Annotated in this window: 16 protein-coding genes; 7 read left to right on the top strand and 9 right to left on the bottom strand. The window is 73.1% G+C overall.

Going from position 1 to position 18,459, the window contains the following annotated elements; translation table 11 throughout:
* Positions 1 to 133 precede the first annotated feature (133 nt).
* The gene (locus IO29_RS16525; RefSeq protein WP_030379615.1) at positions 134 to 541 is read left to right on the top strand and encodes an aggregation-promoting factor C-terminal-like domain-containing protein; all 408 of its coding nucleotides are present in this window, start codon (positions 134 to 136) and stop codon (positions 539 to 541) included.
* Between the two features lie 294 nt (positions 542 to 835).
* Here IO29_RS16525 and IO29_RS38540 read toward each other — a convergent pair whose 3' ends face one another.
* Complete coding sequence (locus IO29_RS38540) at positions 836 to 1,342, bottom strand: hypothetical protein (RefSeq protein WP_051848692.1); 507 nt, start codon at positions 1,340 to 1,342, stop codon at positions 836 to 838.
* 1,491 nt (positions 1,343 to 2,833) lie between these two features.
* Entirely contained in the window at positions 2,834 to 4,915 is a 2,082-nt protein-coding gene (locus tag IO29_RS16515) for a bifunctional glycosyltransferase 87/phosphatase PAP2 family protein (RefSeq protein ID WP_030379613.1), read from the bottom strand.
* A gap of 285 nt (positions 4,916 to 5,200) precedes the next feature.
* Here IO29_RS16515 and proP point away from each other — a divergent pair, with 285 nt between their 5' ends.
* On the top strand, positions 5,201 to 6,646 hold the full coding sequence (proP, locus tag IO29_RS16510) for a glycine betaine/L-proline transporter ProP (RefSeq protein WP_420709708.1): 1,446 nt from the start codon (positions 5,201 to 5,203) through the stop codon (positions 6,644 to 6,646).
* Between the two features lie 137 nt (positions 6,647 to 6,783).
* Here the strand turns inward: proP and IO29_RS16505 are convergent, their stop codons facing one another.
* Entirely contained in the window at positions 6,784 to 7,179 is a 396-nt protein-coding gene (locus IO29_RS16505) for an FHA domain-containing protein (RefSeq protein ID WP_030379611.1), read from the bottom strand.
* Positions 7,180 to 7,314: 135 nt separating this feature from the next.
* Here IO29_RS16505 and IO29_RS16500 point away from each other — a divergent pair, with 135 nt between their 5' ends.
* Complete coding sequence (locus IO29_RS16500) at positions 7,315 to 7,719, top strand: DnaJ family domain-containing protein (protein WP_030379610.1); 405 nt, start codon at positions 7,315 to 7,317, stop codon at positions 7,717 to 7,719.
* Between the two features lie 123 nt (positions 7,720 to 7,842).
* On the opposite strand, the gene IO29_RS16495 is transcribed toward IO29_RS16500, so the two are convergent.
* The 3 genes from IO29_RS16495 to IO29_RS16485 all read right to left on the bottom strand — a co-directional run bounded on the left by IO29_RS16495 (position 7,843) and on the right by IO29_RS16485 (position 11,513).
* Entirely contained in the window at positions 7,843 to 8,559 is a 717-nt protein-coding gene (locus IO29_RS16495; RefSeq protein WP_051707663.1) for a hypothetical protein, read from the bottom strand.
* Between the two features lie 6 nt (positions 8,560 to 8,565).
* Positions 8,566 to 9,231: a hypothetical protein gene (locus tag IO29_RS16490; protein WP_030379608.1), complete on the bottom strand. Its 666-nt coding sequence runs from the start codon at positions 9,229 to 9,231 to the stop codon at positions 8,566 to 8,568.
* A gap of 212 nt (positions 9,232 to 9,443) precedes the next feature.
* Positions 9,444 to 11,513, bottom strand: coding sequence for an MDR family MFS transporter (locus IO29_RS16485; RefSeq protein WP_078618259.1), 2,070 nt, complete (start codon positions 11,511 to 11,513; stop codon positions 9,444 to 9,446).
* Between the two features lie 148 nt (positions 11,514 to 11,661).
* Between IO29_RS16485 and IO29_RS16480 the strand changes: the two genes are divergently transcribed.
* A complete protein-coding gene (locus IO29_RS16480; protein WP_030379606.1) occupies positions 11,662 to 12,792 on the top strand; it encodes a peptidoglycan-binding domain-containing protein in 1,131 nt (376 codons plus the stop codon).
* 19 nt (positions 12,793 to 12,811) lie between these two features.
* On the opposite strand, the gene IO29_RS16475 is transcribed toward IO29_RS16480, so the two are convergent.
* Both IO29_RS16475 and IO29_RS16470 read right to left on the bottom strand, forming a co-directional pair.
* Positions 12,812 to 13,480 (bottom strand): HAD-IA family hydrolase, encoded by a 669-nt coding sequence (locus tag IO29_RS16475; RefSeq protein ID WP_030379605.1) that lies wholly within the window; start codon positions 13,478 to 13,480, stop codon positions 12,812 to 12,814.
* A gap of 257 nt (positions 13,481 to 13,737) precedes the next feature.
* Positions 13,738 to 14,319 carry a TMEM165/GDT1 family protein gene (locus IO29_RS16470; protein WP_030379604.1) on the bottom strand — a complete coding sequence of 194 codons (582 nt, stop codon included), beginning with the start codon at positions 14,317 to 14,319 and terminating at the stop codon, positions 13,738 to 13,740.
* A gap of 493 nt (positions 14,320 to 14,812) precedes the next feature.
* Between IO29_RS16470 and IO29_RS16465 the strand changes: the two genes are divergently transcribed.
* The 3 genes from IO29_RS16465 (at position 14,813) to IO29_RS16455 (ending at position 17,763) form a co-directional block, all read left to right on the top strand.
* Positions 14,813 to 15,346 (top strand): DUF4232 domain-containing protein, encoded by a 534-nt coding sequence (locus tag IO29_RS16465; protein WP_030379603.1) that lies wholly within the window; start codon positions 14,813 to 14,815, stop codon positions 15,344 to 15,346.
* Positions 15,347 to 15,437: 91 nt separating this feature from the next.
* Positions 15,438 to 17,126: an alkaline phosphatase D family protein gene (locus IO29_RS16460; RefSeq protein ID WP_030379602.1), complete on the top strand. Its 1,689-nt coding sequence runs from the start codon at positions 15,438 to 15,440 to the stop codon at positions 17,124 to 17,126.
* 175 nt (positions 17,127 to 17,301) lie between these two features.
* Positions 17,302 to 17,763 (top strand): DoxX family protein, encoded by a 462-nt coding sequence (locus IO29_RS16455; RefSeq protein WP_030379601.1) that lies wholly within the window; start codon positions 17,302 to 17,304, stop codon positions 17,761 to 17,763.
* A gap of 264 nt (positions 17,764 to 18,027) precedes the next feature.
* Here IO29_RS16455 and IO29_RS16450 read toward each other — a convergent pair whose 3' ends face one another.
* Positions 18,028 to 18,372, bottom strand: coding sequence for a hypothetical protein (locus IO29_RS16450; RefSeq protein ID WP_030379600.1), 345 nt, complete (start codon positions 18,370 to 18,372; stop codon positions 18,028 to 18,030).
* Between the last annotated feature and the right edge of the window lie 87 nt (positions 18,373 to 18,459).

Below are 18,459 nucleotides of genomic sequence, written 5' to 3'. Positions count from 1 at the left end.
GCCTGTTTCTCTGGAGCAGTCGTCAGGCGCTGCCGGGCCCACCGGCCCCGGCGCCCGGCACACATCCGCCCCACGCACCGCGTGGTCACCGTGTGCCGCCGACGGCCCCCCGTCCCCGAAGAAAAGGTTTCACGTGTCCGTCTCCCTGCTCCGCCGCATCGCTTCCCCGAAGAAGGCCCTCACCGGTGTCGCCCTGGCCGCCGCCACGGCCGGCATGGCGATGACCGCCGCTCCGGCGCACGCCGCGACGTCCTCCAGCGCGCAGTCGATCGCCCACCAGATGATCCCGGACGCCGCGCAGTACGCCGCGTTCAGCAACATCGTCTCGCACGAGAGCGGCTGGAACGTCTCCGCGACGAACGCCTCCTCCGGCGCGTACGGCCTGGTCCAGGCGCTGCCCGGCTCGAAGATGGCCTCCGCGGGCCCCGACTGGAAGACCAACCCGGCCACGCAGATCAAGTGGGGCCTGGACTACATGAACTCCCGCTACGGCAGCCCCGTCGGCGCGTGGAACTTCTGGCAGACCCACCACTGGTACTAAGCCTTTTCCGCTCCGCGGAAGACGGCAGAACCACCTCAGCCGAAGGCGGCGGTCCCCCGATCCCCGGGACCGCCGCCTTCGCCATGCGGCCCCTCATGGCTCGGGGGGGTGTGTTGTACGGCGCCTGCGGGTGCGTCGTGGCTGGTCGCGCAGTTCCCCGCGCCCCTCCAGGGGCGCGGGACTGTATTGTCTGCGCGGCTCCGCCGCGGGGGCGCGAGAAGTGACCGCGCCCCCGCGCTTGTAGGGGCGCGGGGAACTGCGCGAGCGACCACCCACCCATCCGCACGTCCGGGGTCAAAGGGGCAGCGCCCCTTGAGGACGGGAAGGGTAGGGGCGGCGGGGGCGAGGAACATCCCCGCAGTGCCCCGGCCGCGCGTACACCGTGACGCGAGCCCCCCACACCCCCGTACGCCCGCACACCACGAACCACCGCCCCAGCACCTCCCGCTTGACCGCCTCTCGCCGATCGGGATCGAGCGGCTCGTCGGGCGGATCGCTCAGGGCGACGACCCGGTCGACGCCGAGCAGTCGCCGACGCACCGCGTCCGCGGACAGTTCGGTGCCCTGAAGCGACCGAGAGGCACGCGGACTCTCGCCGAGCGCCAGATCGTCCAGCCGCCCGTAGACCGCCGGCGCCCACAGCAACCACTCCCGCCGCCGCCCCGGCAGGAACACCACCGCGTCCCCCGGCCGCGCGACCCGCGCGACCGCCCCCGCGACGGCCACCACGTCGTCCTTCCGGCTCTCCGGCGCCCGCACATGCACCGACCAGGGCACCAGCACGGCCAGAGCCGCCGCCACCGCACCCCCCCGCCGGCCACACCCCCCCCCCCCCCCCCCGCCGCGCCCCCGCCCCCCCCCGCCCCAGCGCCACCCCCGCCGGCAACGCCAACCCCGCCAGCCCGTACAGCGCGTAGCGGTCCACGTAGTACGGCCGCACCAGCGAGACGAGCAGCAGCACCCCCGCCGGCAGCACGAGCAACGGCACCGCCCAGGCCGCCAACACCGCCCCCGAGCCCGCGCCCCCGCCCGGGCGGCGGCCGGCCCACCGCGCGAGCAGCACGCCCGCCCCCGCCACCAGCAGGAACCCCGCCCACACCTCGGGCCCCGGCCGCCCCAGCCACCCCAGTTGCTCCTCCGACTGCCCGAGACTGACCAGCACCAAAGGAGAAACGGCCACCACCACCGCCCCCGCCGCGAGCCCCCACCGCACCCCCACCCACGCCGGCACCCGCAGCCGGCGCAGAGTGACGCCATGGGCGAGCAGCGCCAGAACGGCGAACTCGTGCAGCCAGCAGGCGAGGGCGAGCGCGGCGGCGTAAGCGCACCACCACCCCACCGCGGCGGGCCGCGCCAGCGCACGCAGCAGGAAGTACCCGCCCCAGGTGACGGCCGCGCAGACCAGGGCGTAGGAGCGGCCCTCCTGCGCGTACTGCTGGACGGCGGGCAGCACGGCGAACACCGCACCGGCGCACACGCCCGCGCGCCATCCGGCCAGGGCCTGTCTCTCAATTCCCGTCTGCCGGGCGACGCCATGCACGCACTCTCGCCGCACCGGCCCCTGCCCCACGTACATCCAGTACGAGGGCCAGGGGCCGGCACGCCGAGAGCACGCACCCGACGCCGCCCGGCCCGCCCTCCGGGCGGACGACGGGAATTGAGAGACAGGCCCTAGCCGCGCGCCCGTCGCGCCGATCCCGGCGGCGGCCAGCGCGGCCCCGGCCACCGACGGCAGCCGGAGCGCGGTGAGCCCGCCGTCCCAGAGGGCGAAGACGGCGTGCATGAGGAGGTAGTACAGGCCGTGCACGGCGTCGATACGACCGAGCAGTTCGCCGAGTTCGCCGAGCGGGCGGTGGGCCACCTCGTAGGTGACCGCCTCGTCGCGCCACATGCTGTGCCCCCGGTCGATCCCCCACAGTCCGGCCGCCGTGGCGAGCAGAGCCGGTACGACGGCCGCGCCCCGCCGGACCGCCCGCACCCGAACCGGTGCGAGCGCCCGCGCGGGCGCCGGGGCGCGCGTCCCCTCGGCGACCGTGAGGACGGAGACGGAAGCCCCCGGAACACCGGAAGCGCGCGAAATGCCGGGGGACGTGCTGATGGTCTCCTCCTGAGCTGCCTCGGGGCGCACGGCCGCTGCGGCTGCCGCTGCCGCTGCCGCTGCTCAGGAGAACGGCAGATCCGCCCGCGGGCTTGACCGCCACCCGGCGGATCGGCCCCGCGCCCGGGGCGAGGAGGGCGGGGAAACCGCAGGTCGGACGCGGTGCGGGCGGCCGGGACCGCCCGCGCCCCGCGTCAACCGCGCGCGACCTCGGGTTCCGGCGCCGGCGGCGGTGGCGAGGGCGGTCCGGCCGGCGCCGCCGCCCGCACCGTCCGGGCGCGCGGCCCCTGGAGGACGTAGGAGAGGCCGAGGCCCGCCCCGACGGCGGCCGCGCCGCCGACCGCGTCGAGCACCCAGTGGTTGCCGGTGGCGATGATCGCGGAGACGGTGAACAGCGGGTGCAGCAGGCCGAGCGCCTTCATCCACCACCGGGGCGCGAGGACCGCGATCACCACACCGCACCACAGGGCCCAGCCGAAGTGCAGGGAGGGCATGGCCGCGTACTGGTTGGTGAGGTGGGTGAGCGTGCCGTAGTCGGGCTTGGCGAAGTCCTGCACGCCGTGCACGGTGTCGATCATGCCGAGCCCCGGCATCAGCCGCGGCGGGGCCAGCGGGTAGAGCCAGAAGCCGACGAGCGCGAGCAGCGTGGCGAAGCCGAGGGAGGTGCGGGCCCAGCGGTAGTCGACCGGGCGGCGCCAGTACAGGACGCCGAGGACGGCGAGCGGGACCACGAAGTGGAACGACTCGTAGTAGAAGTCGAAGAAGTTCCGCAGCCAGTCGACCTTCACGACCGCGTGGTTGGCCCAGTGCTCGATGTCGAGGTGCAGAAACCGCTCGGCGGAGAGGATCTGGTGGCCGTGGTGCTCGGCGGTGGCCCGGCCCGCGGAGTTGGAGCCGCCGGTCGCGGCGAGCCGTACCTGGGAGTAGGCGGCGTAGGTGACGCGGATGAGCAGCAGTTCGAGCAGCAGGTTGGGCCGGGTGAGGACCCGGCGCAGGAAGGGCACCAGCGGCACGTGCCGGAAGCGGGCCGGGACGGCGGGGGCGGACTCGGTGGGCACCGGGTGGTCGTAGTACGGCGAGGAGCGCGCCTGGAACGGAACGACGGTGGCGGCGGCGAGCGCGGCCAGCAGGACGAGGTTGTCGCGCAGCGGGAAGAGGACCGCCATGTTCGGCAGCAGCATCTTCGCGGGCAGCGACATCACCAGGACGACGGCGACGGGCCACATCGGCCGGTCGGAGGCGCGCCGGCCGACCCGCCCGACGACCGCGAGCAGCACCCACAGCAGCTGGTGCTGCCAGGCGGTGGGCGACACGGCGACCGCGACGCACCCCGTGACGGCGACCGCGAGCAGGAGCTGTCCGTCGCGGGCGTAGCGCACGGCGCGGCGTAGTCCGAGGACGGCGACGGCGGCGCCGAGCGCCAGGAACAGGGCGATCTCGGGCGGGCCGCTCAGGCCGAGGCGGAGCAGGGCGCCGTGCAGGGACTGGTTGGCGAGGCCGTCGGCGGCGCCGCCCAGGCCGACGCCGGCCATGTGGTGCACCCAGTAGGTGTTCGAGTCGTGCGGCAGCGCGGCCCAGGCGAGCGCCGTGCACGCGGCGAAGGCGCCGCCGGTCCAGGCGGTGGCACGGCGGCGGCCGGTCCACCACAGCAGCGGGGCGAAGAGGAGCACCGTCGGCTGGAAGGCGGCGGCGACGCCGATCAGCGCGCCGGCGGCCCGCTGGTCGCGCACGGTGAAGCAGCCGAGCAGGACGAGCAGCACCGGGATGATGCTGGTCTGCCCGAGGTGCAGGGTGTTGCGCACCGGCAGCGACAGCATCAGCAGACTGATCGCCACCGGGGCGGCGAGCAGCGAGGTGCGGCGGGAGACGGGTCCGGGCAGGGCGCGCGCGGCGATCACCCCGAGGGCGACGACGAGCAGCAGCGTGCCGAAGGTCCAGCCCCAGCCGAGCGCCTGTTCGGCGGCGCGGGTGAGGGGCTTGAGGACGAGTCCGCTGAACGGGGTGCCGGTGAACCGCGTCGAGTCGTAGAGGGAGCCCTTGACGTGCAGGACGCCGTCGGGTCCGACCCAGGTCTCCAGAGCGGTGAGCCGGTCGGCCTCGGGGGTGCCGAGGACGGCGGCGACCTGCCGTACGGCCAGCACGGCGGCGACGAGCCACAGGACGACACGGGCCGTTCTCATCCCGGCTCTGGCCGACTCCTCCGTGTCGCCGAAGGTGTCACCGAACGTGTCACTGAATACGTCGCCCGCTCGTCCACCGTGTTCCGCGTTCGCCACGCCCCGTCGGCCTCCCGCTCCGTCACCCATATGTCCGCTGTGCCAACACTCGCACCCGTCTCCTTGGATAGATGCGGACAACCCCCTCTTCACCTGACAGCCGACCGCATTTTGTCCGGATGACGATAGTCCGCGAACATCCTTTCGGCCCTCCGGGGCGCGAGAAGGCTCACATCCGGGAACCGGACGAGGGGGCCGAAACGTCCCGGAACCCCCTGGCCGGACCACTTTTAGGTGCCGTCTGCACTTACTTTGTCACGCCGCGTCACCACGACCTCACCTCGTATGGTCGATTTCCGGCCTGCTCGACGGAGCGCGGGTCACCGTCCCTGTCCCCGTCGAAAGGCAGGCGAGCCGAGTTTTGGCCGCGATCACCGCTCCCGTCGCACCCCGTACCCGTCCGATCCCGGTGTCACCGTCACGGACCCGGCGCTCGTCCGGCGCGCGGTCAAGGCCGCCGCCCTGGGCAATGCGATGGAGTGGTTCGACTTCGGGGTCTACAGCTACATCGCGGTGACCCTCGGCAAGGTGTTCTTCCCCTCCGGGAACCCCACCGCCCAGCTCATGTCCACGTTCGGCGCCTTCGCCGCGGCCTTCCTGGTGCGGCCGCTGGGCGGCATGGTGTTCGGCCCGCTCGGCGACCGCGTCGGCCGCCAGAAGGTCCTCGCCGTCACCATGATCATGATGGCGGCGGGCACCTTCGCCATCGGCCTGATCCCGTCGTACGCCACCCTCGGTGTCGGCGCCCCGCTGCTGTTGCTGGCCGCCCGGCTGGTGCAGGGCTTCTCCACCGGCGGCGAGTACGCGGGCGCCTCCACCTTCATCGCCGAATACGCGCCCGACCGGCGGCGCGGCTTCTTCGGCAGCTGGCTGGAGTTCGGCACGCTCGCCGGGTACATCGGCGGCGCGGGCCTGGTCACGGTGCTGACCGCGCTCCTCTCCGACCAGGACCTGCTCTCCTGGGGCTGGCGGATCCCGTTCCTGATCGCGGGCCCGATGGGCATCGTCGGCCTCTATCTGCGGCTGCGGCTGGAGGAGACCCCGGCGTTCGCGGCGGAGATCGGCAAGGCGGAGCGGAACCGCGAGCGGGTGCCGCTGCGCGAAATGATCACCGGCCAGTGGCGGACGCTGCTGCTGTGCATGGGCCTGGTACTGGTCTTCAACGTCACCGACTACATGCTGCTGTCGTACATGCCGAGCTATCTGACCAGCGAACTCGAGTACGACGAGACCCACGGCCTCCTCGTCGTGCTCGGCGTGATGGCCCTCATGATGATCGTCCAGCCGTTCGCGGGCGCGCTGAGCGACCGCGTCGGCCGCCGCCCCGTCATCGCCGCCGGCTGCGCGGGCTTCCTGCTCCTCTCCGTCCCGGCGCTGCTCCTGATCCGCCAGGGCAGCCTGCTCGCCATCGCGCTCGGCATGGGCGCGCTGGGCCTGCTCCTGGTCTGCTTCACCGCGGCGATGCCGGCGGCGCTGCCCGCCCTCTTCCCCACCCGGGTGCGCTACGGCTCGCTGTCCATCGGGTTCAACGTCTCGGTGTCCCTCTTCGGCGGCACGACCCCGCTGGTCGTCACCGCCCTGATCGGCGCGACGGGCAACGTCATGATGCCCGCGTACTACATGATGGCGGCGGCGGTCGTGGGCGGAGCCGCGGTCTGGTTCATGCGCGAGTCGGCGGGCAGGCCGCTGCCGGGGTCGAAGCCGTCGGTGGAGCCGAGCGAGCTGGGGTGAGCCCCGGCTTCCAGGGGCTCTCAGGCGCCGCACCGCGCGAAAGCCCAAGTAGCGCCGCTACGAGGGCTTCCACACGGCACGGCGAGAGCACGCACCGAACGCCGCTCCTTCTCCCACGGAGATCCGTCAGAAGGACCCTAGACCTCGTGGAAGAACCCCACGTTCACGCTCCTGGGAGCCGTCCGGTCCAGGACGACCAGTTCCCCCGAGCCACCGAGCGGCAGAACCGCCGTCCCCCCGTACGGCACCGGCTGCGACTGCCCCCCGGCCAGCGTCAGCAACACCTGCGACGACGGATCCGGCTGCGATCCCCGCAGCCAGGTCACCCGCCAGGCACCGTCCGCCCCGTACACGAACTCCAGGTGCACACGGGAGATGAACAGCCAGTCGTCGGGCGTGACGAGCCGGCACACGGTCCGGTCGCGCCCCACGCGCAGTACGGATTCCGGCCGGCTGGGCGCGTCGGCCATCAGCATGCCGGCCGTCGCCCCGGCGTCCGCCCCGGAGACCAGGGCCATGGTGAGTTCGAGCACGTGGTGCGCTCCTTCTGGAGGCGACGGATGTCGCGGCTGTCACGGAACCCGGCACGGGGGCCGGGCCCCCGCACCGCCGCCGCATGATAGATCGCGCCATGGCCCGGGTGGGCGGTCTCCTGCACAATGGGCGTTATGACCGAGCGCAAACCTCCCGGTGTGAGCTTCGAGTCCTTCGTCGAACGGCAGATCCGCGAGGCCGAGGACCGCGGCGAGTTCGACGATCTGCCGGGCGCGGGCCAGCCCTCCCGCGCGGTCTCCGACACCGCGTACGACGAGATGTGGTGGATCAAGCAGAAGCTGGTCCGCGAGGGCGTCTCCGTGCTCCCGCCGACGCTCGCCCTGCGCAAGGAGGCCGAGGACACCCTGGCGGCGGCGTACGCGGCGCCGACGGAAGCGGTGGTGCGGCGGCTGATCGACGGCGTCAACGTCAAGATCCGCGACGTCATGTTCAAGCCGCCGCCGGGCCCGCCGCTGGGGTTGAAGCCGTACGACACGGACGCGGTGGTCCGTGAATGGCGGGCCCGCCGGGCGGGATGACGGCGAGGGCACGGCCCACCGGGCGGAGCGACGACGAAGGCACGGCCCGCCGCACGCGCACGACAACGGCCCGGGAGCACAAGGCTTCCCGGGCCGCAGGCCACAACGGGCCCTGGACGTGCCCTAGACGTGCAGCAGGCGCTCCGCGAACTCGCGGTAGTCCCGCAGGGCGACGCGAAGTCGTTCCGTGTCGCCGTCGTTGCCGTCACCGGCCTGCCAGGCGGCGCGCAGATCCCGGCGGCGGCGGTTCAGCGCGTCGGCGAAGAGGTCGGCGACCTCCTCCAGGACGTGGTCGGCCTCCTCGACGGCGGCCCGGGGCGCGTCGACGAAACCGCCGACGGCGTGGTGCAGTTGGGCCGAGAACTTCTCGGTGTCGCCGTGCGCGAGCAACGGCGTGTGCGCGGCGTGGGGTTCGCCGCCGTGGCCGTGCCGCGTCTCGTGGTGGACGCCGGTGCCTCCGGTGAGCGCGTCGTCGGTGGCACTGCCGGCGCGCCCTCCGATGAGGGAGGACCCGGAGACGGGACCGTGCGCGGAACCGGTACCGGCGGTACCGACACCGGCCTCGCTGCCACTGGCGGCGGAATCCGCCAGCGTCTTGCCCGTACCCGTACCCGTACCCGTACCCGTACCCGTACCCGTACCCGTACCCGCACCGGTGCCCGTGCCCCTGCCCGGAGTGGACGTACTCACGGGCGGCTCGGTCTTGTGCATGGGCGCCGCGGCCGGACCGGCGTCCGGGTCGCCCGCCGCCTCGTGTGCGGCGCGCGCCTCGCGTGCCTCCCGCACGAGTCGGTCGTCGCGCACGTCACGGTCCTCGTTGGACGGTGTCACCTCTGCCATCACCCCTCAACTCCCCTTCACATGGCGCCGGCCGAAGGCCCAGGCCGGCTGCGTGCCCCGGGCTTCGCCGGTCGCGCCGGACCGCTCCGTCTCCGTACGCGGCGCCCGGTGGCCGTCGTCGTCACCCGTCAACCGCTCGAAGAGCGCGCGGGCTTCGACCATGGATGCGCGCAGTTCCTCCGTACCGGGCCGGCTCTCCGGTGCACCGTCCGCCGGGGCGTGCGCGGCCCGGTGCAGACGGCGGTAGCCGTGGACCTGGTGCGCGTGGTGGACGGAGAGCGCGTCGAGCCGGTCCTCGTGACGGCCGTCCGGGAAGCCGCGCTCCTTGGACAGTTCGGCGATCAGCTGGTCCGCGTCGGCGACCGCGTCCCGCGGCGAGTCGACGAACCGTTCCTGGGCCGCCGCCCAGCGCGCCTCGTAGCGTGCGCGGGCGTCGGCCGTGAGCGGACGCCTCTTCAACGAGCCGTGGCGTTCGACGCGTTCGGCGAGTTCGGCCTCGGCGGCCCTGGTGTCCCCGTTGTGGCGGGCCACGGTCCGCTCGTACTCGGGGCCGAAGCGCCGCTTCAGCCCGTGACCGCCTTGCGCGCCGCGGGCTCGCAGCAGAAACAGTACGACCGCGGCAACGACCACGGCCGCCACGATCACAATTGCGATGATCACGCCTGTGGACATGAATGCCTTCCGGTAGACCCAAGGGCCCCGGAACCAACGGCCCCGGCGAACCCCTACCTCAACCGGGTTGCCCGCAACCCGTCCCCCAAACGGCACCCGCTCACGCAGAGACACGACCGGGGGCGCGAGGTGAACGCCCGCCCGACGGCCCGGGGTTGGCCTTCAAGGGGCGCGGGGCCGCATCAAGACCCCCGCGCCGGGCGCAGGCCATGTCACCGCACGGCGGTGGCGCCCCGCTTCGCCGCGTGCGGCCGCTCCGCGTCCGACCCGCACAGCTCCCCCGTCAGCTCCTCCACCAGCCGGTTCAGATCCGTCGGCCGCTCCGGCCCCCACCAGTCCCCCAGCAGCTCCGCCAGCGACTCCCGCCGCGCCGCGGCCAGCCGCTCCGCGACCTCCGCGCCCCGCTGTGTGAGCACCAGGTCGGGACCGCGCCGCGCGGCCAGCCCCCGCTCCTCCACCTGCCGCGCCGCGTCGATGATCACGTGCAGCGGCACGGCGCTGCGCTCGGTCAGCACGGCGGGCTCCGTCCAGCCGTGCTTCCGCGTCCGCAGCAGCAGCCAGCTCGCCGCCGGCAGCAGGTCGTACCCGGCGCGCGCGGTGATCCGCTCGTAGATCTCCCGCCGTCCGTTGCGGGAGCCGAGCAGCGACAGCGCGCGGCAGACCTCGTCGTAGGACGAGCGCTGCACCGGGTTGCTGGCGAACGTCTCCGTGCCGTCCGGCGCGGTCACCGACCCGCGCAGCCGGTCCTCGCGCAGGAACCAGGCGAGGACGAACGCGACCGCGGCGACGGGCGCGGCGTAGAGGAAGACGTCGGTGATGGAGGACGCGTAGGCGTGCAGCACGGCCGGCCGCAGCGTCGGCGGCAGCCCGGCGATGCCGCGCGGGTCGGCCTTGAGACTGTCCGCGTTCACGCCCGCCGGCAGGGGGCGCCCGGCGAGGACGCCGGCGAGCTTGTCGCCGAGCCGGCTCGCGAAGATCGTGCCGAAGACGGCGACGCCGAAGGAGGCGCCGATGGAGCGGAAGAACGTCGCCCCGGACGTGGCGACGCCCAGGTCCTCGTACGCCACCGCGTTCTGCACGATCAGTACGAGGACCTGCATGACCAGGCCGAGGCCGAGCCCGAAGACGAAGAAGTACGCGCTGGTCCCGGCGGTGGAGGTGTGCTCGTCGAGCTGGTGCAGCAGGAGCAGTCCGACGGTGGTGACGGCGGTGCCGGCGACCGGGAACACCTTCCAGCGGCCGGTACGGCTGACGATCTGCCCGGAGACGGTGGAGGACAGCAGCAGTCCGAACACCATGGGCAGCATGTGCACGCCGGACATGGTCGGCGAGACCCCGCGCACGACCTGGAGGAACGTCGGCAGATAGGTCATCGCGCCGAACATGGCGAAGCCGATGACGAAGCTGATGACGGCGGAGAGCGTGAAGGTGCGGACGCGGAACAGCTTGAGCGGGAGGACGGGTTCGGCGGCCCGGCGTTCGACGGCCACGAACGCGCCGGCGAGCACGACCCCGAGCACGATGAGCCCGATGATCTGCGGCGAGCCCCAGCCCCAGGTGGTGCCGCCGAGGGAGGCAACGAGGACCAGGCAGGTGGCGACGGCGGCGATCAGGAACGTGCCGAGGTAGTCGATGACGTGCTTGGCCGCACGGCGCGGGATGTGCAGGACGGCGGCGATCACGACGAGGGCGACGACGCCGACGGGCAGGTTGACGTAGAACACCCAGCGCCAGCTCAGATGCTGGGTGAACAGCCCGCCGAGCAGCGGTCCGAGCACGCTGGTGGCGCCGAAGACGGCACCGAACAGGCCCTGGTAGCGGCCGCGTTCGCGGGGCGGTACGAGGTCGCCGACGATCGCCATGGACAGCACCATGAGCCCGCCTCCGCCGAGGCCCTGGAGCGCGCGGAAGGCGATGAGCTGGCCCATGTCCTGCGCGGCGCCGCAGAGCGCCGAGCCGACGAGGAAGATCGCGATGGCCGTCTGGAACAGCTTCTTGCGCCCGTACTGGTCGCCCAGCTTGCCCCACAACGGGGTGGCGGCGGTGGAGGCGAGGAGATAGGCGGTGACGACCCAGGAGAGGTGCTCCAGGCCGCCGAGGTCGCTGACGATCGTGGGCAGGGCGGTGGAGACGATCGTCTGGTCGAGGGCGGCGAGGAGCATGCCGAGGAGGAGGGCACCGATGGAGACGAGGACGCTGCCGCCGGGCTGGGCGGCGGCACCCTCACCCCCCGCGTCCACTCCTCCCGTACCGCCGCCGTTCCGGAGCACGTCCTCGGCCATGAGACCTCCCGCCGTCTTCCCTCCTGTTCGGTGTGACCAGTTATGGCACGTTCAGTCCTGCTGGACGGCGGGATTCCGGGGGGATCGCCGGAGAAGTTGTGCGGGAGGTCTGCATAATTCCTGGAGTTCGCAGGGAGGGAACCCAGGCGTGAGCGGAACGAACGAACAGGCGTGCCCCAAGTGCGCGGCACCACGCGACCCCGACGGCTCGCCGACGTGCACCTGCACCCAACGCACGGCCGAAGCCCTCCGCGAGACCCGCACGGCGGAGGCGGCAGCGGCGGAGGACTTCGACCCACTGCGGATACGCCCGTACGTGGCAGGCCACGGAAGCGAAGCGGCGAAGGACACAACCCCGGCACCCCCCGGGGATTCCTCGGGGGCTGCCCGGGCGGAGCCTCAGAACCACCCCGCACAGCAACCCACGAGCACGGAGGACGCAACCCCCGCAACCCCCACCACCCCCGCGGGCCCAGGAGACGCAACCCTCCTCACCCCCGGGGGCCCAGGGGGCAAAGCCCCCTCGGGAGTCGGGGCGGAGCCCCAGGACCGCCCCGCGCAGGAATTCGGCACCTTCCACGAGCTCCCCCTCGTCACCCCCTCCGGGGTCGAAGGGGCGGAGCCCCTGGAGGTCGGGACGGGAAGGGGCGGCGGGGGCGAAAAACCCTCCCGCACCCCCCGCCGCACCGTCGTCCTCGCCGCCGGCGGCGCCGTCATCGCCGTCCTGACCGCCACCGCCCTCGCCACCGGCCTCTTCAGCTACGGCAAACCCGAACGCAACGACGCCCTGCCCGACGAGGTCCGCCCCAGCGTCCCGGCCGGCTCGGCCACCCCCACCGCGACGGGCCCGACGGGCACGTCGTCCGCGTCGACAGGGACGGGCAGCCCGTCCCCCAGCGACACCGCCTCCGCCTCGGCGACCGCCTCCGCCGGCCGCACGGCCACGTCGTCCCCCTCGCCCACCGCCACCCGCACCGCGAAGGACACCCGGGCGACCGCGGACGCCACCCGCTCCGCCGACCCCGCCCCCGGCGGCGACGACGCCCACGAGGACCCCCCGGTCCTGCGGAACGGCGACGACGGCCCGGAGGTCGAGGAGCTCCAGCTCCGCCTCCGCCAGCGACTGTTCTACCTGGGCAGCGCGGACGGCGAGTACGACGACGACCTGGAGACGGCCGTCGCGAACTACCAGCGGACCCGGGGCATCACGGACGACCCCAGCGGCGTCTACGGCAAGGCCACCCGGACCCGCCTGGAAGCGGAGACGGACGAACCGTAGGACGAACCGACGCCCCGCCTCACCCCACGTGCAACCGCACGCCCGCCCCATCCGCCAGCACCTCGACCCGCACCCGCCGCAGATCCCGCACCACCGCGTCCGGCCGGTGCAGCCCCGCCCGCGCCCCGACCCCCACGACCCGCATCCCCGCCGCGCGCCCGGCCGCGACCCCCGCACCGGAGTCCTCGAAGACCACGCAGTCCTCGGGCGCGACGCCCAGTTCCGCCGCCCCCTTCAGGAACCCCTCGGGGTCCGGCTTGCTCGCGCCCACGGACTCCGCCGTGATCCGCACCGCGGGCAGCGCGAGCCCGGCCGCCTCCATCCGGGCGGTGGACAGCGCCACGTCCGCCGAGGTCACCAGCGCGTGCGGGACCCCGGCCAGGGAGGCGAGGAAGTCCGCCGCGCCGGGCACCTCGACCACGCCCTCGGTGTCGGCGGTCTCCTCCGCCAGCATCCGCGCGTTCTCGGCGAGGTTCTGCTCCATCGGCCGGCCGGGCAGCAGCAGGGCCATGGAGGCGTAGCCCTGGCGGCCGTGCACGACCTTCAGCACCTCGTCGCCGTCCAGCCCGTGCCGGTCGGCCCAGCGCCGCCAGACGCGCTCGACGGCGGCGTCGGAGTTGACGAGGGTGCCGTCCATGTCCAGCAGGAGGGCCCGTGCGGTGAGAACGGTGGTGGCCGTCATCGGCATGCTCCAAATGCGGAAAAGGGGGATGCCCCAGGGGAAACAAGGCGGCCCCGCCCGCAGGTCAGGGGGTACGGGCGGGAGCCACTTTGTTCCTCCACGATACAAAACACCCCACCGCCACGCCACCACCCGTGACCAGGCACAACACGCACGGCGACGACGCACCACACGGGGTCACGACGACCGACTGCGCGGCACGCAGGACCCCCGTACCCCGCGAACCCCCACTCCACTCACGAACCCGCGCCCGCGCCCACGCCCTACCCGGCGATCGCCTCGTACAGGCTCCACACCCCGAGCCCCACCATCAGTACCGCCGCGATCCGGGTGATCAGCGTCAACGGCACCTTCCGCATCAGCGCCCTGCCGCCCACGATGCCGAGCCCGGCCACCGCCCACAGCGCGAGGACCGCGCCGAGGCCGACGGAGAGCGGGTCGTCGTAGCGGGCGGCGAGGTTGGCGGTCATGATCTGGGTCAGGTCGCCGAACTCGGCGACCAGGATGAGCATGAAGCCCGCCCCGGCCACCTTCCAGAAGCTCTGGTCCTCGGGCCGGCGGATCTCCTCCTCGCCGTCGTCCTTCTTCAGCAGCAGCACGGCCGCGCCGCCGAGGAAGAGGACGCCGGTGAGCGCCTGCACCAGCTGGTGCGGCAGCAGCGTGAGCACGCTGCCCGCCGCGACCGCGAGCACGACGTGCAGGGTGAAGGCCGCGGCGACGCCGGCGAAGACGTACGAGGCGCGGTAACGGGTGCCGAGGACGAGGCCGGCCAGGGCCGTCTTGTCCGGCAGTTCGGCGAGGAAGACGACGCCGAAGACGAGCGCCGTCACGGTCGGGCTGATCACAGTTCCTCAATCGGTCGGGGCGCCGCCCACCGAGAGTCCGCGTGCACTGCTCACGACACCCCGGCACGGCAGCGCACTCGCGCACCCGCGCCGGGCGGCACGGGTGGTGCACTGCTTGCCGAAGGTCTCGCCGGCCGATCCGGAACCCAGGGGTCCGCGGGATCTGCCTCCGGGCGCCGGCTCAGGCTGGCTGAGCAGTATGTCGACGGTCCGGCGAAGGGCTACTCCCCTCCAACGCGGCCCATCGTACGCGACCCCGTGCGCGTCCCGCACCCGCCGGCCGCCCCCTCGCGTCCCGGCCCGCCGTTCCACGCCACCGAGGTTCCCGCAGGTCAGTGCCCGTTCCAGCGTTCCAGCGTCCCGCGATGACCTTCCTCCGTGGCGGGTGGGACGGATCACAGCCCAAGCTTCAGTCGTCGGCCGGCAGCCCGCCGGACGGCACACCTCATCGCAGGTCGTCACACACGTCATCACGACACATACGGAGATCATCATGCGTTCGCTCTTCGCCACCCGCACCGCCCGCATCGCCCTCACCGCGGTCGCCGCCCTCGGCCTCGCCACCACCGCGGCCGCCACGGCCAACGCCGGCACCGCGAGCACCACCGCCAAGCACACCACCCGTGCCTGCGTCACCAAGGACCTTGTCTTCACCACCAACTTCGAGTCTCAGGCGGGCGGTTACATCCTCGTCACCACCAAGGCGCGGCCCGGCGTCACGTGCCACCTGGACGGTGTGTTCCCCTCCGCGTCCTTCGGCTCCAGCCCCGACACCGCGGTCTCCCCCGCCGAGCAGGCCGTCAGCGAGGGCGTCACCCTCTCCGGCGCCAAGGCCGCCTACGCCGGCATCAACCCCAAGACGACCAACAACAACAACGGCATCGAGTTCGGCGAGCTCAGCCTCTCGGTCGCCGGTGACGAGGCCCACAGCACCAGCCTCACGCTCCAGGACAGCGTCCTCGTCGACCAGCCCATCGCCACCAACTGGCACGCCAAGGCCGCCGACGCCGTCCCGTTCGCCAACTGACGCACACTCTTCACAGCGGCGCCACGCCCGGAACCCGCCCGGACCCCTCCGTCGTTCCGTACCGTACGGGGCGACGGAGGAGGTCGATCACATGGTGGAACTGCGGCTGGGGCCGCTGCTGAGGTACGTCGACGGCTCGTCCGCGACCGTCTGGGTCGAGGCGGGCCGTCCGTGCACCGCCGAGGTGCGCTGCGCGGACGGCGGCGGCGGCGGAAGCAGTCGTACGTTCGAGATCTGCGGGCACCACTACGCGCTGGTGCCGGTCACCGGGCTCACCCCGGGCACGGCGACGGCGTACGAGGTGCTGCTCGACGGGGCGCGCGTGTGGCCGCTGCCCGACTCGCCGTTCCCGCCGTCCGTGATCCGCCCCCCGGCCGGGGACGAGACGCTCGACATGGCCTTCGGCTCCTGCCGCTGGGCCGCGCCCGCGCTCGGCCAGAAGGACCCCGTCGGCCCGGACGCCCTGGACGCGCTCGCCACCCGCGTCGCCGCCGACCCGGACGGCGAGCGCCCGGACGTGCTGCTGCTCCTCGGCGACCAGGTGTACGCCGACGAGACCTCCGAGGCGACCCGCGACTGGCTCGCCGGCCGCCGTGACCTGGACGAACCGCCCGGCGCGCAGGTCGCCAACTACGAGGAGTACACCCACCTCTACTACGAGTCCTGGCTCGACCCCGAGGTGCGCTGGCTGCTGTCCACCGTGCCGAGCTGCATGATCTTCGACGACCACGACGTCATCGACGACTGGAACACCAGCGCCTCCTGGCTCGAGGAGATGCGCGCCACCGGGTGGTGGCAGGACCGGGTGCTCGGCGGGCTGATGTCGTACTGGGTCCATCAGCACCTGGGCAATCTCTCGCCCGCCGAGCTCGCGAAGGACGAGGTGTACGCGGCGGTACGGGCCGTCGAGGACGGCACGGAGGCGCTGCGCACCCACTGCGCCCGTTCCGACGCCGACCTCGGCTACGCCCGCTGGAGCTACCGCCGCGACTTCGGCCGGACCCGGCTGCTGATGGCGGACAGCAGGGCGGCGCGGGTACTGGCCGAGGGCGAGCGCGACATGCTGGACGCCGCCGAGTGGGAGTGGCTGCGCGCGCAGGCGCTGGACACGCCCGGATCGTACGACCATCTGCTGATCGGCACGTCGCTGCCGTGGCTGCTACCGCACATGATCCACGACGTCGAGTCGTGGGACGCCGCGCTGGCCACCGGCGTCCGGGGCGCGCGCTGGGGCCGGTTCGGGGAGTGGTTGCGCCGGGCGCTCGATCTGGAGCACTGGGCGGCGTTCCCCTCGTCGTTCGACGCGCTGGCGGACCTCATCGCGAAGGCCGGCTCGGGTCCCGACGCGCCCGCGACGATCTGTGTGCTGTCCGGCGACGTCCACCACGCCTATGTCGCCGAGCCGGGCTGGCGGGCGGCCGGTGCCGGTCCCGACGCACATGTGGTGCAGCTGACCTGCTCCCCCGTCCACAACTCCGTGCCGCTCTCCATCAAGGTGGCGTTCCGGTTCGGCTGGACCCTGCCCGGGCGGGCGATCGGCCGGCTGCTCTCCCGGCACGGCCGCTGTGCCCGGCCGGCCGTCGACTGGCGCCGCACGGGCGGGCCCTGGTTCGGCAACCAGCTGATGACCCTGACGCTGCGGGGCCGTTCGGCCCGGCTGCGACTCGAACAGGCCCGCCCCTCGGAGACCACCGGGCGCGACGGGCAGGGCGGTTCCGGAGGGCGCGGCGGCCGGCTGACGACGGTCATGGAGACCCGGCTGAGCGGTCCCGCCACGTGAAACGGTCGAGAATCAGCCCGAAAACGGACCGACAACAGGTGAACAATGGCTGAATGACGATCTGGCAAGCGGAAGGCGACCACACCTAATCTGACGTGGCCCGGCCGCTTCCGGGAGACGAAACCGGTGTCTTGAGGAACCGAAACTTTCGGATCGGCCGAAGGAGTTCTCCCCCATGTCAGGACGTCTCAACAGCGCCCAGCCGTATGCCGTCGGGCTCTTCCGCATCGTGCTCGGCCTGCTCTTCACCTGCCACGGCGCCGCCTCGCTGTTCGGTGTGCTCGGCGGTGCCGCGGGCACCGACGGCGGCACGATCGAGGCCGGCACATGGCCCGGCTGGTACGCCGCGGTCATCCAGCTCGTCTGCGGCGCCCTCGCCCTGCTCGGCCTCGCCACCCGCCCGGCCGCGTTCCTCGCGTCGGGCTCGATGGCGTTCGCGTACTTCCACGTTCACCAGCCGAACGCCCTCTGGCCCATCCAGAACGGCGGCGAACAGGCCGCCCTGTTCTGCTGGACGTTCCTCCTCCTGGTCTTCACCGGCCCGGGCGCCTTCGCCCTGGACCGACTCATCCGCCCGGCCCGCGCCGCCCGCACGGAACCGGAGGAGGACCGCACGACGGAGCCGGTGGCCGCCTGACGGCCACACCCGGCGCGCCCCTGACGGCGCCCCGCAAGGGGCGCGCGTCAGGGGCGCGCGACTGTATCGAACCTGCACCTCCGCCGCACGAGCACCACCGACCGACACCAGCCCTTGGGAAGGGGCGCGGGGAACTGCGCGACCAGCCCCCACCGGCCTGCGGGCGAACAACTCCCCGCACCACCCCCGAGGGGCGCGGGGAACTGCGCGAATCCCCCCACCGCGCCACAGGCGAAACACCGCGGAACACCCCCCGGGCCCCACCTACTCACCCCCGGGGGCCCCGCCCCCACCCACCCTCTTCAACCTCATCCGCGCATCGACGCGCTCCGACGCCGCCACTTCCCCCCAGTACCGGTGCGTGGAAACGAACACCGCCAACTCCCGCTCACGGCACCGCAGTTTCTCGACCTCCGCCTGCTCGTCCTCCGTCCACCCGGGCGAAGCCGCCCGCTCTACCCGGCGCCAGCCGTCGTCGTCACGGAAACCGTCCAGCGGCTCGACCGACCAGGGGAGCCGCTTCAGCAGGGCCAGAAGCTCGGCCCGGATCTGATGCAGCTCCTCCTGACCGGCCAGCAGGTCACTCGGGAAGTCAGGAGTCTCAGCCACCCCCTAATGGTACGCCTGTTCGAATTGGCGAGGCGAGCGTTCCAGGGCCCCCGCAACCAAAACCCGTCAGTCTGAACTGGACAGTTA

Origin of the sequence: Streptomyces sp. NRRL F-6676 (assembly GCF_000725625.1) — a bacterium.
Lineage (GTDB): Bacteria > Actinomycetota > Actinomycetes > Streptomycetales > Streptomycetaceae > Streptomyces.
Note: the sequence above shows the minus strand (reverse complement) of the source record. Positions and strands in the feature narration are given on the sequence as shown.

Coding starts and splice junctions, on each gene's coding strand:
- proP (WP_420709708.1), top strand. CDS start 5,201: ATGGTCGATTTCCGGCCTGCTCGACGGAGCGCGGGTCACCGTCCCTGT.
- IO29_RS16500 (WP_030379610.1), top strand. CDS start 7,315: ATGACCGAGCGCAAACCTCCCGGTGTGAGCTTCGAGTCCTTCGTCGAA.
- IO29_RS16495 (WP_051707663.1), bottom strand. CDS start 8,559: ATGGCAGAGGTGACACCGTCCAACGAGGACCGTGACGTGCGCGACGAC.
- IO29_RS16490 (WP_030379608.1), bottom strand. CDS start 9,231: ATGTCCACAGGCGTGATCATCGCAATTGTGATCGTGGCGGCCGTGGTC.
- IO29_RS16485 (WP_078618259.1), bottom strand. CDS start 11,513: ATGGCCGAGGACGTGCTCCGGAACGGCGGCGGTACGGGAGGAGTGGAC.
- IO29_RS16475 (WP_030379605.1), bottom strand. CDS start 13,480: ATGCCGATGACGGCCACCACCGTTCTCACCGCACGGGCCCTCCTGCTG.
- IO29_RS16465 (WP_030379603.1), top strand. CDS start 14,813: ATGCGTTCGCTCTTCGCCACCCGCACCGCCCGCATCGCCCTCACCGCG.
- IO29_RS16460 (WP_030379602.1), top strand. CDS start 15,438: ATGGTGGAACTGCGGCTGGGGCCGCTGCTGAGGTACGTCGACGGCTCG.
- IO29_RS16455 (WP_030379601.1), top strand. CDS start 17,302: ATGTCAGGACGTCTCAACAGCGCCCAGCCGTATGCCGTCGGGCTCTTC.